The organism is Pedobacter sp. Leaf132 (assembly GCF_920984695.1).
Classification (GTDB): domain Bacteria; phylum Bacteroidota; class Bacteroidia; order Sphingobacteriales; family Sphingobacteriaceae; genus Pedobacter.
This window is the reverse complement of sequence record NZ_CAKLBO010000004.1, coordinates 158,609-175,119: the sequence shown is the minus strand read 5'-3', so window position 1 is coordinate 175,119 and position 16,511 is coordinate 158,609. Positions and strand designations below refer to the sequence as shown.

Below are 16,511 nucleotides of genomic sequence, written 5' to 3'. Positions count from 1 at the left end.
TTCATGTAAAATTCATAATTATATGCCTCAGGTTTTGTACCTTGAGGCATATTTTATTTATAAACTACGCCAGATGAAAATCAAAATCTCGCTCCTGCTCGGTTTTTTTGTTGTGCTTTTAGGTTTCGCAGCATTTAAATTGGATGATGATCCTTTTACGCAATTGCTTAAAAAGCTAGAGGATTATTCTGCCAAGTATCCTCAGGAAAAAGTATACCTGCATTTAGATAAACCTTATTATGCCATAGGCGATGATATATGGTTTAAAGCCTACACCGTTAATACCAAAACCCTCGAGCCATCTCAAATCAGTAAAATTTTATATGTAGAACTGATTAATGAAAAAGATTCTTTAAAACGACTGATTAAGTTGCCCATAATTGGCGGTATTACCTGGGGCGATTTAAAACTTATAGATTCGCTTGGCGAAGGTAATTATCGAATCAGAGCCTATACCAACTACATGCGCAATTTCGGAACAGATTTTTTCTTCGATAAGAATATTAAAATTGGTAATGGTTGGGCGAATAAGGTTTTCACTTTTACGCAGTATACATTTAGTAAAGAGAATAGCGCAGATAAGGTAAACGCAACGATAAAGTTTGAAGATAAAGACGGAACGCCTTATAAAAATAATGAGGTAAATTACGAGGTGCAACTGGATTATAGAACAGTTGCTAAAGGCAAAGCCACAACAAACGACGCTGGAGAAGCAAGCGTAAGTTTTACCAACAATCAATCTTTTCTAAATAAAAAAGGAAAAATTGTTGCCACCATTACTTTAGATAATAAGCAAAAGATTGTTAAGTCTATCCCAATTACTTCAACAAGTAATGATGTAGATGTACAATTTTTACCTGAAGGTGGCGCAATGGTTGAAGAGCTGCCACAAAAAATTGCGATTAAAGCCATAAACTCTGCTGGCTTGGGCGAAGATATTAAAGCAAAAATTGTTGATGACACCGGCTTTGAAGTAATGAGCCTGGCCACTACACATTTAGGTATGGGAAGTTTCGTTTTAAACATGCAGCCAAACAAAGCCTATACTGCAAAAGTTACCTTTAAAGATGGTTCTCAAAAAGATTTTAAATTGCCTTTAGCGCTAAAGAGTGGCAATGCTTTATCTGTAAATAATTTAGATACAGGAAAGGTTACTGTAAAAATTATGACCAGCGCCGACAGGATTAATGGTGATGAATTGAAGATTGTGGCACAACAAGGTGGTAATATTTACTATGTTTCAAAAGCTAAAGTAGATAAACAGTTATTAACAGCTACAATTTCTAAAAGCAAATTGCCGGCTGGTATAATACAGTTTACTTTGTTTTCAAATGATAATACGCCTATTGCAGAACGATTAATCTTTAATAAAAATAGAGGCGATATAATTGATTTAAAAGTAAATTCAGCTGAGGTTTCTAACTTAAAGAGAGGCAAATCAACAATTAGTTTTAATGCCTCTAATAAACAGCAACCTTTAATCGGCAGTTTTTCTGTAGCAGTTACCAATACCAACAAAGTTGCTCCTGATGAAAATAATGAAAGTAACATTTTCGCAAATCTATTGCTTACTTCGGATTTGGCAGGTTTTGTAGAAAAGCCAAATTATTACTTTTTAAAGGATGATGTTACAACTTCAAAAAACTTAGATGATTTGCTCTTAACGCATGGCTGGAGAAGGTTTTTGTGGAGAAACGTAATCAACAATGTTGGTCCGGCATTAACTTACAAAGCTGAACAATCAACTTCAATTAGTGGTACGGTTACAAAAGGAGGCAAGCCTGTTCCGAATGGAAAAGTAATGATAATGGCTACAAAAGGTGGCTTATTTATCCAAGATACAATTACAAATGCCGAAGGTAAATTTAGCTTTGATAATTTAGAATTTAACGATAGTGTAAGGTTTGTGGTGCAAGCCAGAACGAAAACAGATAGAAAGTTTGTAGAAATTAAACTTGATGCCGTACCCAATCAAATCATTACCAAAAGTAAAAATGGTGCCGAAATTGATGTAAATGTTAACAATACTTTGATGAAATATATTAAAGAAAGTGATAATTACTTTAATGAAATGACCAGGTTAGGGTTGCTGGAAAGAACTATAAAACTAAACGAAGTTACGGTAACGGAGCAGCGAAATCCAGCAAAAAACTCTGCTAATTTAAATGGCGCTGGTCGTGCAGACTTTATCATAACTGCAAAAGATTTATCGGCTTGTGTTATGCTTTCGCAATGTTTAAACGGAAGAATTCCATTTGTAATTTGGCGAAACGGCATCCCTTATTCAACAAGAAGTCAAAATACACCTATGGCTGTAGTGGTTGATGGTATGAATGTAGAGCCTGATTTTTTAGATATTCTTAATGCTAATGACGTTGAAACGATTGAAGTGTTGAGAACGCCTGCTAATACAGCTATTTATGGAAGCAGAGGCGCTGGTGGCGTATTAATTGTGACTACAAAACGTGGTGGAAGTGATAATTTAGCAAGTGTATATGCACCAGGTGTAGTAACAGTAAATCAAAAAGGCTTTTCTATTTCCAGAGAGTTTTATGCTCCTAAATATGACGATGCAACAAATAGCACAAGAGCTGATTACAGGAGCACAATTTACTGGAATCCGCAGGTGGTGAGCGATAAGGAAGGTAAAGCATCATTCAGTTTTTATAATGCAGATGAACCCGGAACTTACCGCATGGTTATAGAAGGCATTGATGCTGAAGGCCATTTTGCCAGGTCGGTATCAACATTTGATGTAAAATAGCAATATCAAATACTCTATTGGAGAGTATTATCTTAAAATGGATTTCCCATTTTTGATATTAACTAGCTAAAAAATAATAAATTTGAATTAGTATGCATGCATACTAATTCAAATTTATTATTTTGCTTAACATTCAACACTAATACCAATACTATGAACACGATTAAAGTTAGCGTAAAAGATCGCCTGGCCACCATTACTTTAGATAGAGGCAAGTCAAATGCCATGAACAGGGAGTTGGTTACCGAGCTTAACGATATGCTGGATAATATATCGAAAGATGATAACATTGGTGGTGTTATTTTAACAGGTAAAGCCCCTTTCTTTTCAGCAGGATTAGATCTGGTAGAGCTTTACGGCTATAACGAGGAGGAGGCAAAAACTTTCTTCGAACTATTTTTCAAATTTACAGCAAACCTGGTTGGGTTTAAAAAGCCAATTGTAGCGGCAATTAGTGGCCACAGCCCTGCAGGCGGCTGCGTTATGGCTTTAGCTTGCGATTATAGAGTAATGGCTGAAGGCCAGTTTATTATTGGTTTAAATGAAGTTCCGGTTGGAATTATTGTGCCTAATAGCATCTTCCAATTATACTCATTTTGGATTGGTACTGCAGAAGCTTCAAGAAGTTTGTTAACCGGTAAATTATATAATCCGGAAGAAGCTTTAAAGATGGGTTTGGTTGATGAGGTGGTAAAAAACGAAAGTTTATTAACCGCTGCAGAACGCAAAATAAAGAAATTTATGGAGCTTGAAAGCAACACCTGGTCGCAAAGCAAGTTAAATATCCGAACGGATTTAATCGCTGCAGTAAGCGGTGAGCAATCTGAAACTTTACAGAAAATATTAGCACAATGGTGGGCTCCATCTACCAGGCATATTCTAAAAACCATTTTAGAAAACCTGCAAAGGAAATAGTTATGTATTCATAAATTAACAATTGTTCAATTACCAGTTCAGCAATTAACCGCTTAGTCAGTTCAATAACTAACCCATTGAACAATTATTCAGTTCAACAGTTAAACAATCAACCAGTAAACAACCAGATATATGTTAAATTTTAATCAACCAATGTTACGCGATGATGCCTTAAAAGGTAAAACAATAGTAATTACCGGAGGTGGAACAGGTTTAGGAAAAGCGATGGGCGTTTATTTCCTCAAACTTGGTGCTAATCTGGTCATTACAAGTCGTAAGCAAGATGTTTTGCAAAAGGCTGCTGATGAGATGGAGGAAAAAACGGGAGGTAAAGTTTTAGCTGTAGCATGTGATGTTCGGGAAATTGAGCAGGTTGAAAATGTGCTTGCTAAAACGATAGAAAAATTTGGCAAGGTGGATATCCTTTTAAATAATGCTGCGGGTAATTTTATATCTCCAACCGAGCGATTATCGGCCAATGCATTTTCTTCAATAATCGATATCGTATTAAAGGGAACGGTTAATTGTACTTTAACTTTTGGTAAACATTGGATTAAAGAAAAACAAACTGCTACAGTTTTAAATATCGTTACAACTTATGCTTTTACGGGTTCAGCTTATGTTGTGCCTTCGGCATGTGCAAAAGGTGGAGTTTTAGCATTAACCCGTTCTTTAGCGGTAGAATGGGGCAAATACGGCATCCGGACAAATGCAATTGCACCTGGTCCTTTCCCAACAAAAGGCGCCTGGGAAAGGTTGCTTCCGGGAGATTTGGCGAAGAAATTCGATTTTAAAAACCGTGTGCCACTTAAAAGAGTGGGCGAGCATCAGGAACTTGCAAACCTAGCTGCATTTTTAGTAAGCGATTTCTCTGGTTATATTAATGGTGAGGTTGTTACCATAGATGGTGGCGAATGGCTGCAAGGCGCTGGTCAAATGAATGGACTCGAAGCTATCCCAAATGAAATGTGGGATATGTTAGAACAAATGACACGAAGCGCTAAATGATGTAAAATGTAATTATGGAAAATGGATAATGAAATGCTTGCCCATTATACGCTTGCATCTATGCATCATCCATAATTTTATCATATTTTCCATCATCCATCTACCATTTTCCATCCCTCATTTATTATCTTTGCCAATATGAATATCTTACTATTAGGTTCAGGTGGCAGAGAAAGCGCATTCGCCTGGAAAATGAGCCAGTCATCACACTGTGATAAACTAATAATTGCACCGGGTAATGGCGGTACTGGTGCTTATGGTACTAATATCAACATCAGCGTTAACGATTTCGATTCAATCAAAAAAATTGTTTTAAAAGAGCAAATTGATATGGTTGTGGTTGGGCCTGAAGAACCCCTGGTAAATGGTATTCATGATTTCTTTTTAGCCGATTCAACTATTGCACATGTGCCAATTATCGGACCAAAAAAAGAAGGCGCAATTTTAGAAGGTAGTAAAGATTTTTCTAAGCAATTTATGGAGAGACACGGTATTCCAACCGCTACATCGCGTTCATTTACTCCAGATACTTTGGAAGACGGTTTAGCCTATCTGCAAAACCATGCTTTACCAGTTGTTTTAAAAGCTGATGGTTTAGCTGCGGGTAAAGGCGTTTTAATTTGTACTGAAACTATCGAGGCCCAGGAGGAATTGAAACTAATGCTTGGTGGCAAATTTGGCGCTGCCGGAGCAACAGTTGTAATCGAGGAATTTTTAAGCGGAATAGAACTTTCAGTTTTCGTTTTAACGGATGGCGAAAATTACATAACACTGCCAGAGGCTAAAGATTATAAACGCATCGGTCAGGCCGATACAGGTTTAAATACTGGCGGAATGGGTTCGGTATCTCCGGTACCTTTTGCATCTGCAGAATTTCTAAATAAAATTGAAGAAAGAATTATTAAACCAACTGTAAATGGCTTAAAGAAAGATAACATCGATTATACAGGCTTTATTTTCTTTGGCTTGATAAAAGTTGGCGATGAACCTTACGTTATCGAATACAATGCCCGTATGGGTGATCCGGAAACGGAAAGTGTTATCCCAAGGATAAAAAATGACTTGGTTGAGCTTTTCATGGCAACTGCCAATAAAACTTTAAACCGGGTTAAGTTGGAAATTAGCGAAGAAACGGCGGCAACGGTTATGATTGTTGCAGGTGGTTACCCTGGCGAATATTTGAAAGGAAAAGCGATTTCAGGAATTGAAAATCTTCGTCACTCTAATGCTTTCCACGCCGGAACATTGTTAGATAACGATGTTGTTAAAACAAATGGCGGACGAGTAATTGCAATTACAAGCTTGCAAAAAGATTTATTTACTGCGCTTCAATCTGCAACGGCCGATGCCGGCAGAATTTATTTTGATGGTAAATATTTTAGAGAAGATATCGGTTTCGATTTAATTTAAAAATCAGTAAAATATAAAAGCCACAGATTAACAGATTTTCTTCAATTGAAATCTGTTAATCTGTGGCTTCTTCGTTTAAAAGAACTTATTTCGTTTTACTTCCTAAAAGTTCTTGTAATTTACTTTGTAAAGCTTCTTCTCTTAAACCTTTAGCGATAATTTTTCCGGTTGGGTCTATTAAAAAGTTAGCAGGAATAGAACGTATGCCATACATTACAGCAACTTCATTTTCCCAATATTTTAAATCTGAAACATGTGTCCAGGTTAATTTATCATCTGCAATGGCTTTAACCCAAGCATCTTTAGCGCCTGGTCTATCCAATGATACACCTAAAACGGTAAAACCCTTGTCTTTAAATTTATTGTAGGCAAGCACAACATTAGGGTTTTCTTGACGGCAAGGGCCACACCATGATGCCCAGAAATCAACCAAAACATATTTGCCTTTAAAATCTGATAATTTTACCGGTTTTCCATCCACATCATTTTGTGTAAAATCCATAGCCATAACACCAACAGCGGTTTTTTTGGTTGCTTCTAAAGTTTTTGCTAAAGTTGTACCAATTTTGGTTGCTTTTAGTTCCGGACTTAAACCTGCGTAAGCCAATTCAACCTGGGCTTGCGCATCCGGGTCGCCAGAAAGTTGACTAAGCGTCATTAAGCTAACGTATGATTTTGGGTTACTTTTCGCGAAGTTTAAATATACCGGAGTCATTTCCTCTGAAATCTTCGAATATTTTTCTCTTAAAGCACCAACAATCGCATTATCCTTTTTTTGCTCTGCAGAAAGTTTTTCATATTCTGCATCAATTGCGCTTATCCGCTCTGCAATAGGTTTTAAATTAGCTTTTAGTTTAGCGTTGTCATTATTTGCAGGTGTACCACTAACGGTCATTGATTTTATCGAATCTACCGAACTTACAGTAATAACTCCTGGCTCTAAATATAAATTAGCGAAATCTAAATTTTTTGTATTTGCACCTTTAACGTAAGGATTTACTTTGCTGAATAGATTTGCTGATAATGGATCGGTAACGGTTCCTTTAAACTCAAATTTACCGTTGCTTACCGTTGCCGAATCTGTTTTACGCTGACTATTTTCGTTGTAAATCAGATAAATCTTGTTGCCGGTTTTTAATGCTTTGGCATCACCTTTAATTGTAAAAGGCTTTTGAGCCATTGCAGCCAAAGGCAAAATTGCCATAGCCGCTAAAATTATTTTTTTCATTGGTTTATTTTATTGGTTGTGAGGGATTTAAACTCTAAAAATCAAATGTATAAAAATGTAAGCTTAACAAATTAAAAGTTTTGTAAAATTATGCAAGCTTTTGATAAGTGCGCCACCACAAATCGGGCATTTCTCCGTTAACAGCGGTTTGATAGTCATCATAGCGACAAGGAACCAAATGATATCGTTCATTTTTCGATTGCTGCGCAGGATAAGGTACCTGCATCCACCACCTGTCAGATTTTTTGCTTTTCACAAATGTCATCTCTCCCGAACCGTCTTTTAAGCTCGTTCTGTAAATGATAAACTGAGATTTTGGTGTTAATGGAAAGTCTTTTTTACGGGCGTAGAAACCATCTACAAAATACCAAACCATTTGCGCAAGTAAAAACGCCGTCTGTCCGTTATTATCGTAAGCCGGATTAAATTCATAAAAACCGATAGAGGTTAACTTATCATTCATGCCTGCATATCGGGCAATTCTGCATGCCTCTTCCCCGTCAAATCCGTTGGGTGTGGTATTTGCATTGGCAGCAGCATCCGCAGAACGTATGGCGCCAATATCAAAACTTACCATATTCGCATTGCGGATAATTGGTTCTGTGAGTGTTATATCCTGTGCAAATTCGCCTACACGGTGAGCATCAAAATAAAGCTTATCCATAACATTTAAGCTCTCTTGATTTACAAAATAGGTTTGATAACCTAGGTTGCTGAAATTGAAAAGATAGTTAGGTTGGTGTAAGAATATTTTGTTTAAATAGCAATCAGAACGGGTTTCAATGCCTTCACTTTCGTGTCCATCAATATCAAATTGATTATCTACCACTACTAAATCAACTTTCTGCTCCAAATCTTCGTAGCCCAAATATTGTGCATAGGTAAGGTCTTGGCCGCCGCCAATAATTACCGGAATAATATTGTTTTTGATCAACTCAGAAACCGCCATTTTTACAGCAATATATGTGTCGGCAACAGAAGCACCTGGCCTGATATTTCCTAAATCAACGATTCTGCTTTCAAATGCGCCCTCGTTTAACTTGTAAAATTTTTCTCTGAAATAATCCGGAGCAATACCACAACCTTCATTATTCACTGCATTTCGTCCGTCTAGCACACCAAAAACAGCAATATCAAATTTGTTTTCCTCCAAATCTGGAAATGATTCAGTATAAAATTCGGCCTTTAATCCCAGCTGACTGGTAAGAAAACCTTGTTTTGGTGTAAACTGATCAATATTTAAGGGAGAAAAGAAATCGGTTAATGACATATATTTAAAAACTATCGCCTCAAATATCTATTTTTGAAAGCGTATTTTCACCAATAGCCCCAAAAAATATAATGATACTCGTAACCGGCGGAACGGGATTTTTAGGATCTGAATTAATAAAACAGCTTACTGATAATGGTTTAGCCGTTCGGGCGTTGAAGAGAGAAACTTCTAAAATTCCATCCTTATTAAAAGACATTAAATTAATAGAATGGGTTGATGGTGATATAAATGAACCATCATCGCTTGAGGATGTTTTTGTGGGCATTACAAAAGTTTTTCATTGTGCAGCTTTTGTTTCTTTAGATTCGAGCCATAAAAAGCAGCTTTTTCATGTAAATATCGAAGGCACATCAAACATTGTAAATCTTTGTGTGGATAATAATTGCCGGTTGCTTCATGTAAGTTCTATTGCTGCATTAGGCGAGCCTAAAAAGGGAAAACAAATTACAGAAAAGGATTTTCGGGAATATGATGCAAAAGCTGATGCATACGGGCTTTCGAAATATGAAGCCGAAATGGAGGTTTGGCGTGGCATAACCGAAGGTTTAGATGCTGTAATCGTTAATCCATCGGTAATTATTGGTAAAAACGCTGGTTTTGAAGGCAGTGGCGCAATATTTAAATTGGTAAAAGGTGGCTTTCCGTTTTACACAAATGGCGCATCTGGTTTTGTAGATGTAGATGATGTAGTAAAATCTATGATTGCACTAATGGATAGTGAAATTACTGCAGAACGTTACATTGTTTCCTCAGAAAACATCCATTACAAAGATTTATTTAGGGCTATTGCAAATGGTTTTAATGTTAAAGCGCCAACTAAAGAAGCCAAACCCTGGATGTTGGGTATAGCCTGGAGAGCGCTCAAATTTTTCTCGGTTTTTAGCAGAACTCAACCCTCAATAACAAAAGATACAGCACGTAGCAGCGTTACTTTAAGCTACTATTCAAATGATAAAATCGTTAACCAAATCGGCATACAATTTAAGCCACTTTTAAATAGCATTGCAGAAATTATCCAACACTTAAAATAATGCCTAAACAAAAAGCCTACTACATTATTGATTTTGATAGCACTTTTACGCAAGTTGAAGCCTTAGATGAATTAGCCAGAATTTCACTAAAGAAACACCCTCAAAAAGAATCAATTTTTCAAAAAATTGAGGATTATACCAATCTGGCAATGGAAGGAAAATTATCTTTTTCAGAAAGCCTGGCTCAAAGGGTAAAATTGTTAGAGGCCGATGAAGAACATTTAAAACAGCTGATTAAACATCTAAAGAAAAAGGTTTCTACTTCTTTTTCTCGAAATGCTGAATTTTTTAAGAAACATGCTGATGAGGTTTTAATAGTTTCTGGCGGATTTAAAGAGTTTATAACGCCGGTTGTTAGTCAGTATCATATAAAAAAGGAAAATATTTACGCCAATACTTTTGTAACCACAGGCGATGGCAAAATTATAGATTACGACCATGCCAATCCTTTAAGTGAAGAAGGAGGAAAGGTTAAACTGCTTCAACATCTTAAGTTAGAAGGCGAACTCTTTGGCATTGGCGATGGTTATTCTGATTTCCAATTAAGAGAAAGTGGCTTAATAAATAAGTTTTTCGCCTTTACAGAAAATATTGCACGTGAAAGTATTGTGGCAAAAGCCGATCACATTACACCAAGTTTCGATGAATTTTTATATGTGAATGATTTGCCAAGGGCGATATCGTACCCTAAGAATCGAATTTTATGTTTAGTTGTAGGTGATGTTGATCCAAAAAGCATCGCATTATTAAAAAATGATGGCTTATCCATCAGACATAAAGCAAGTTTTGAAGAAAAATATGTTAAAGATGTTGGTGTAATTTTGCTGGCAGATGGCGAGAAAATTGATAAAACACAATTAAAAAATGCAGTGAAACTGAAAACCATCGGTTATCTGGGTAATTCAAAAAACAAAGTTGATGCAGAACTTTGTACCAAAATGGGCATTGTAATATTTGATGACCCAAAAGCAAACCCGCGTAATTTCGATTTTATACCTAAAAGGATGATTGATTTTATGAATAGTGGTGCAACATATTTAAGCTCAAACTATCCTAATTTGCAATTGCCTAAAATCGATAAATCACATCGCTTAATTCATATTCACAAAAATGTTCCGGGTATTATGGCACAAATTAATACCGTTTTTGCTAAACATAACATCAACATTGTTGGACAATTTTTAATGACAAACACTGAAATAGGTTATGCCATCACAGATATTAACACCGAATACGATAAGCAGTTATTTAAAGCGCTGAAAAAGATTGAGCATACTATAAAATTCAGGGTTTTATATTAGGTCGTCTTAAATTTTAGACCTCGGTATGTATCTTATATCCCTCAGTCTGTGTCCTTGCAGACTGAATTAAATTAATATAACTCATAATTTGTATCCTCATAGAAAGATAAAAAACTATAAAATATTTTTAGGTAAGTAGAATTTAGAACTCCCAATCTTTTGAGCACTGTAAATGCCGTTGTGACCAGAAAATAAGTACGCAGCAACACAAGCTATCGCGATATAAATCCCGCTTGTGCTGCCAAATAGCTCTACACCCATAATCATACAGGCTAATGGTGTATTAGCAGCGCCAGAGAATACAGCCACAAAACCCATTCCTGCTAATAATGCAACAGGTAATGGGATAAAAATGCTTAAAAAACTACCGAGTGTGGCGCCAATAAAAAACAATGGCGTTACTTCTCCGCCTTTAAAACCTGCACCCAAAGTTAATGCTGTAAGAAATATCTTTACCGCAAAGGCATAGTAAGGCTGTCGTATCTGGAATGATTCAACTATCGCCGGAATTCCTAAACCAATGTATTTGAAAGCATCAGTAGCAAAAATTATAATCACCAGAATTATGCCTCCAATAACAGGCCTTAGCGGCGGATATTTTATCTTGGAAAAAAGCGTACTAAAGCCATGATTTAAAGATGAAAATAGGCGGGCGGCTAAACCAAAAAGTACTCCGCCACATAGGGTATAAATTAAATTTAAAGCATTTAGTTGAGGTACAAAATCTACATGATAATGGGTATGGCCAACGCCCCATATTTTGCAAACATAATCGGCAATTACCGCCGTTAAAAAAGATGGTAATATGGCGCTGTAAAATAAACTTCCGATGATAAAAACTTCTAAACCGAAAATTGCACCGGCCAACGGCGTACCGAAAACAGAGGCAAAGCCGGCACTTATGCCGCAAAGTAGAATAACTTTTCTATCAGCCGGGCTTAGTTTAAACAGCTTTGTAAACTGATCGGCAAATGCTCCTCCAATTTGAACGGCAGTACCTTCTCTTCCGGCAGAGCCGCCAAATAAATGAGTAATGATTGTGCCAGCAAACACCAGTGGCGCCATAATAAGCGGGATAACCTTTTTAGGGCTTTGAAGTTCTTCTATTAAAAGGTTATTGCCTTTTACTACCTCTTTTCCGAAGTAATGATATAACAATCCAATTGCTAAACCTGCAAGCGGGAGCAAATAAATGATTTGAGTATGCTGTTCGCGGTAATCGGTTACATATTCTAAGCTCACTAAAAATAAAGCCGAAGCGCTGCCAACAATTGTACCTAAAATAGCAGAGATTAAAAGCCATTTAAAAAGGTTTAAAAATAGAACTCGAATTTCTTGATTAAAGAATTGGGAAACAGACAGAAGAAAACCTTCCGTTAATTTTTTAACAGGCATTTTTATCAATTTAAATAAATCGTAGGAGTCATCAGCCTGTTTTGGCGGTTTTGGCGGTACCCCATCGCCATCAGTCAAAAGTATAAATTTTAGCCTTTTGTTGCAAAATGTTTATCACCTTTGTTTGGAAACAAATTACGCAATGGATTTTACCCCTGAAATTAAAGATAAACTTAACCAGTTGCAGGAAAAATATACGGCAATGGGACAGGATATGGCTTCATATCTGGATGGTTTGTTATATGCTGATTTTTTAACCTATTGGGATTATATTCATCTGGATACTTTATTAAGTCTGCAAAGTCCTAAAACGCCTTTCCCTGATGAAGAAATTTTCATCATGTATCATCAAATAACCGAGCTTTACTTTAAGCTTGCCTTGCATGAATTTAATCAGGTTGCAGAACACAAAAACCTTACCGTTGAATTCTTTACAACCAGAGTAAAAAGGATAAATGCGTATTTTAATGCGTTAACAACTTCTTTCGAGGTGATGGTTGATGGCATGGAAAAAGATCAGTTTCTAAAATTCAGAATGTCGCTTTTACCCGCAAGCGGATTTCAATCCGGGCAATATAGAATGATTGAAATTAGTGCAACAGACTTTATTCGTTTAACAGATAAAAGTAAACGGGAAGTGTTAAAAGAAGCTTCGATAGAAGAACAGTTTGAACATATTTACTGGAAATTTGGCGCTACAGAGCTTTCATCTGGCAAGCAAACACTTACTTTAAAACAGTTTATAAAGAAATACGCCGCTCAGTTCTTGCAACTGGCAAAAGACAGAACTTTAACTAACTTTTCTGCCCTTTACCATAAACTCGAAGCACAAGGAGCGGATGTACGTCTATTAGCCGAAGAATTAAGAAAGCTTGATTTGTATGTGAACGTTGAATGGCCTTTATCACATTATAAATCAGCAGTTAGATATTTAGAAAAAGACCCAACTGACATTGCCGCTACAGGTGGTACAAACTGGCAGAAATATTTGCCACCGCGTTTTCAAAAAAGAATTTTTTATCCATTTTTATGGACTGATGAACAGATGGATGAATGGGGTAGAGGATGGGTGCTTAGTGTGCTTAAAACACTTAGGAACAAAGATTAATATGCTCAAAAACTATTAAAATCGCTCGTTTTTTTATAACTTGCAAAAAAAATATTGACTGAATTAGAACCTTATAAATGATTGAATTTCCAGAATTCAAATCCCTTCATTCATTCAAAATTCAATCATCCAAAATTTAAATTAAAATGACTGAAACATTAGATATTAACATAGTTAAAGCAGATAAAACCCGTTTATCAGTTACAGATTTTTCTCAGCTGCCATTTGGGAAGGTTTTTACCGACCACATGTTCACAGCAGATTACGAAGATGGTGAGTGGAAGAATTTACAGATTTTGCCTTATGGTCCAATTGAAATGAGTCCGGCTATTTCTGCTTTACATTACGGGCAGGCAATTTTTGAAGGTTTGAAAGCTTACCGCCAGCCAGATGGTAAAATTAGTGTTTTCCGTGCTGATAAAAACTTTGAGCGTTTTAATAAATCTGCAGCCAGAATGTCGATGCCATCTATCCCTGAAGAAATTTTTATGCAAGGTTTAGCTGCTTTAATTAATATAGATGAAAAATGGGTGCCTGCTCAAGATGATTATGCATTGTATATTCGTCCGGTAATGTTTGCAACAGACCCATATTTAGGTGTTAGAGCTTCTGATACCTATAAATTTGCTTTGCTTACCACACCAACTGGTCCATATTACAGCAGCGCTTTAAAGGTTAAAATTGAAACCGAATTTACCAGAGCCGATGAAGGTGGTGTAGGTTATGCGAAAACTGCCGGTAACTATGCCCGTTCTTTGTATCCATTTGAACAGGCAAAAAAAGAAGGTTATGATCAGTTAATATGGACAGATTCTGTTAATCATGAGTACATTGAAGAAGCAGGAACCGCAAACTTAATTTTTGTTGTCAATGGTAAATTGGTTACACCTTCGGTACGAAGTACTGTTTTAGATGGTGTAACTCGTGATACAATTATTAAATTAGCTAAAGCTGCTGGTGTGGAGGTTGAAGAGCGAAGAGTTTCTGTAAAGGAAGTTATTGATGGAATTGAGAGTGGTACTTTAACAGAAGCTTTTGCAGCTGGTACAGCCGCTACTGTAACTCAAATTGGTGAGATTGGTTATTTGGGCAAAACCTATAAGTTAACTGATTCTTCTACCAGAACAGTTTCTAATGGCATTGCTAAAAAGCTTAATGATATCCGTTACGGATTGGCAACTGATGAATTTGGATGGAACTGGGTATTATAATCCGATAATTATAAATCAAAAGCAAAAAGCTCCAAATTATAAATTTGGAGCTTTTTGCTTTTTAATAAAATAACTGTGATAAAACGTTAGAAGCCGTGTTGGCGCTTGGTTTTAAAGCGGCAAACTTTGTAAGTTGAGCAACTGTCAAAACGGTTCCTAATTTAGATTTTAAACCGCTTGTTAATTTTGAAAACTTGCTTTTGTAAGCTGCCGGATCTGTTTTTTGAGTGGCCATAATACCAGCCTTTTGTATAAGAAAATCTTTTATAATAGATGTTACGGATGGTTTTTGAGCAGGTGTTAAATTTAATGCAGGTGTTAATTTACCCAAAATGCCCGATGTTAAACCATTAACATTAAAACCAGAAGCCGCTACCGCCGCGGTGCCAACTTTGTTTAAAATACTTTGCGCCTGTGCTGCAAAGTTTAAGCTCATTAAAAGAGCTGTTGCTACAAATAATTTTTTCATTTCGTGTTGTTTTACGAATATAAAATTTTTTACTCCTTTCAGGAATTTATTTGTTTGCTAATTTCTTTTTGGCATTATCCAAGTAAATATAATTGAGCATGCAATAAGATGCGATGGCGCCAAAAGTATGCCATAAAAAGTGAGTTCCAACATCGAGTATTTCCCATTTATCGGCAATTCTAAAAGTTAACGCAAATATAAATGCAAGCAATGCAAAGCCTACCCATTTACCGTTTCTCCATTCATCTTTTAACAAATATCCAAATACCGGGAATAAAACCAATGCAGCCATAAATGCATAATTTAGGTTTACAAATATCTGGAAATCGCCACCGGTAAATTGCTTGCGTAACACAAACTGAAAAACTGCATATAACAACACTATCAACAACGCAAAATACCATCTGGTAATTTTAGCCAGAAAATAAACCCCGGCAGATAAGCATAGCAGCATTATGGGCACCCAATCCATCATGATAAATATTGGCCACCGTCTTAAACCGTGATACGTTGTGCCTCCAATACCACCAATGTAAAGCAGAATTAAAGCAAATGATAAGAACTTATGTTTCTTAAAATTGCCCCAAACTTTAAAGCTAAAGTAAATTGCAATAGCCAAAAAGAAACAACTTGTTATGGTATTTAGTGGTTCAGGGAAAAAGTTCGCCAGGTTGGTCTCGGTGTAAATTGTTCCGCCATCTGGCGGATTCTGGATAAGTTCGCTCATATTAACAAATGCGTTTTTGATTATTTGCAAGGTGCATTTATAAACCTGGTATTTCAACCTTTTTGCTTTATCATTAGGTAAAAAAACTGCGACCAGAATTTAACGGCCTGGTAATATTATAGCCATTAGGTGTAAGCTTTTTAGATTAGCACAAACATTTTTTTGGATAGCGATGTTGCTTAAATACATCAAAACTATAAAAAATAATAACATGAATACGACAACATTAACAGCAGAGGTTTTGAACGATTTAGTTCAAATTAATAACGATAGAATTGAAGGATATGAAAAGGCTCGCAAAGAACTTAAAGATGGTGATGCCGATTTGAAATCTTTATTCTTAAGCATGATAGAAGAAAGTCAGAAATATAAGTTGGCCTTAGCGCAAGAAGTTGGCGTATTGGGTGAAGACATTGAAACAGGAACTACAAATTCAGGAAAAATTTACAGAGCCTGGATGGACGTTAAAGCATTATTTACCGGCCACGATCGTAAAACGGTATTAAATAACTGCGAATTTGGTGAAGATGCAGCCCAAAACGCTTACAAAATGGCTTTAGAAGTTGAAGGTGTTCCTGCCAATATCAGAGAATTAATTTCTGAGCAGAAAGCAGCTTTGAGGGTTTCTCATGATAAGATTAAAGGATTGCGTGATGCGGAGGGGTAATCGT

General features: G+C 36.3%; 14 protein-coding genes and 1 riboswitch. Of the genes, 9 read left to right on the top strand and 5 right to left on the bottom strand.

Annotated elements, in window-relative coordinates; translation table 11 throughout:
- Nucleotides 1–73 precede the first annotated feature (73 nt).
- The 4 genes from LUA86_RS09955 to purD all read left to right on the top strand — a co-directional run bounded on the left by LUA86_RS09955 (nt 74) and on the right by purD (nt 6,097).
- Nucleotides 74–2,764: a TonB-dependent receptor plug domain-containing protein gene (locus LUA86_RS09955; RefSeq protein ID WP_231460475.1), complete on the top strand. Its 2,691-nt coding sequence runs from the start codon at nt 74–76 to the stop codon at nt 2,762–2,764.
- A gap of 153 nt (nt 2,765–2,917) precedes the next feature.
- Nucleotides 2,918–3,679, top strand: coding sequence for an enoyl-CoA hydratase/isomerase family protein (locus LUA86_RS09950; protein ID WP_231460474.1), 762 nt, complete (start codon nt 2,918–2,920; stop codon nt 3,677–3,679).
- A 132-nt stretch (nt 3,680–3,811) separates the two neighbouring features.
- On the top strand, nt 3,812–4,687 hold the full coding sequence (locus LUA86_RS09945; RefSeq protein ID WP_231460473.1) for an SDR family oxidoreductase: 876 nt from the start codon (nt 3,812–3,814) through the stop codon (nt 4,685–4,687).
- Nucleotides 4,688–4,825: 138 nt separating this feature from the next.
- A complete protein-coding gene (gene purD / locus LUA86_RS09940) occupies nt 4,826–6,097 on the top strand; it encodes a phosphoribosylamine--glycine ligase (RefSeq protein WP_231460472.1) in 1,272 nt (423 codons plus the stop codon).
- A gap of 85 nt (nt 6,098–6,182) precedes the next feature.
- Here purD and LUA86_RS09935 read toward each other — a convergent pair whose 3' ends face one another.
- Entirely contained in the window at nt 6,183–7,325 is a 1,143-nt protein-coding gene (locus tag LUA86_RS09935; protein WP_231460471.1) for a TlpA disulfide reductase family protein, read from the bottom strand.
- A gap of 88 nt (nt 7,326–7,413) precedes the next feature.
- The gene (locus tag LUA86_RS09930; protein WP_231460470.1) at nt 7,414–8,595 is read right to left on the bottom strand and encodes a formimidoylglutamase; all 1,182 of its coding nucleotides are present in this window, start codon (nt 8,593–8,595) and stop codon (nt 7,414–7,416) included.
- Between the two features lie 71 nt (nt 8,596–8,666).
- Between LUA86_RS09930 and LUA86_RS09925 the strand changes: the two genes are divergently transcribed.
- Together LUA86_RS09925 and LUA86_RS09920 are read left to right on the top strand one after the other, a co-directional pair.
- Nucleotides 8,667–9,629: an NAD-dependent epimerase/dehydratase family protein gene (locus LUA86_RS09925; RefSeq protein WP_231460469.1), complete on the top strand. Its 963-nt coding sequence runs from the start codon at nt 8,667–8,669 to the stop codon at nt 9,627–9,629.
- On the top strand, nt 9,629–10,930 hold the full coding sequence (locus LUA86_RS09920) for an HAD-IB family phosphatase (RefSeq protein WP_231460468.1): 1,302 nt from the start codon (nt 9,629–9,631) through the stop codon (nt 10,928–10,930). Before LUA86_RS09925 ends, LUA86_RS09920 begins: the two co-directional genes overlap by 1 nt.
- Nucleotides 10,931–11,044: 114 nt before the next feature.
- On the opposite strand, the gene LUA86_RS09915 is transcribed toward LUA86_RS09920, so the two are convergent.
- Complete coding sequence (locus LUA86_RS09915; protein ID WP_231460467.1) at nt 11,045–12,325, bottom strand: voltage-gated chloride channel family protein; 1,281 nt, start codon at nt 12,323–12,325, stop codon at nt 11,045–11,047.
- Nucleotides 12,326–12,340: 15 nt separating this feature from the next.
- Nucleotides 12,341–12,403: riboswitch (Fluoride riboswitch) on the bottom strand.
- Between the two features lie 64 nt (nt 12,404–12,467).
- Here LUA86_RS09915 and LUA86_RS09910 point away from each other — a divergent pair.
- Nucleotides 12,468–13,433 (top strand): tryptophan 2,3-dioxygenase family protein, encoded by a 966-nt coding sequence (locus LUA86_RS09910; protein WP_370634359.1) that lies wholly within the window; start codon nt 12,468–12,470, stop codon nt 13,431–13,433.
- Nucleotides 13,434–13,579: 146 nt separating this feature from the next.
- Nucleotides 13,580–14,644, top strand: coding sequence for a branched-chain amino acid aminotransferase (locus LUA86_RS09905; RefSeq protein ID WP_231460465.1), 1,065 nt, complete (start codon nt 13,580–13,582; stop codon nt 14,642–14,644).
- Between the two features lie 61 nt (nt 14,645–14,705).
- Here LUA86_RS09905 and LUA86_RS09900 read toward each other — a convergent pair whose 3' ends face one another.
- Nucleotides 14,706–15,113: a hypothetical protein gene (locus tag LUA86_RS09900; RefSeq protein WP_231460464.1), complete on the bottom strand. Its 408-nt coding sequence runs from the start codon at nt 15,111–15,113 to the stop codon at nt 14,706–14,708.
- Between the two features lie 46 nt (nt 15,114–15,159).
- Nucleotides 15,160–15,840, bottom strand: coding sequence for a hypothetical protein (locus LUA86_RS09895; protein ID WP_231460463.1), 681 nt, complete (start codon nt 15,838–15,840; stop codon nt 15,160–15,162).
- Between the two features lie 211 nt (nt 15,841–16,051).
- Here LUA86_RS09895 and LUA86_RS09890 point away from each other — a divergent pair, with 211 nt between their 5' ends.
- A complete protein-coding gene (locus LUA86_RS09890) occupies nt 16,052–16,507 on the top strand; it encodes a PA2169 family four-helix-bundle protein (RefSeq protein WP_231460462.1) in 456 nt (151 codons plus the stop codon).
- Nucleotides 16,508–16,511: the final 4 nt, after the last annotated feature.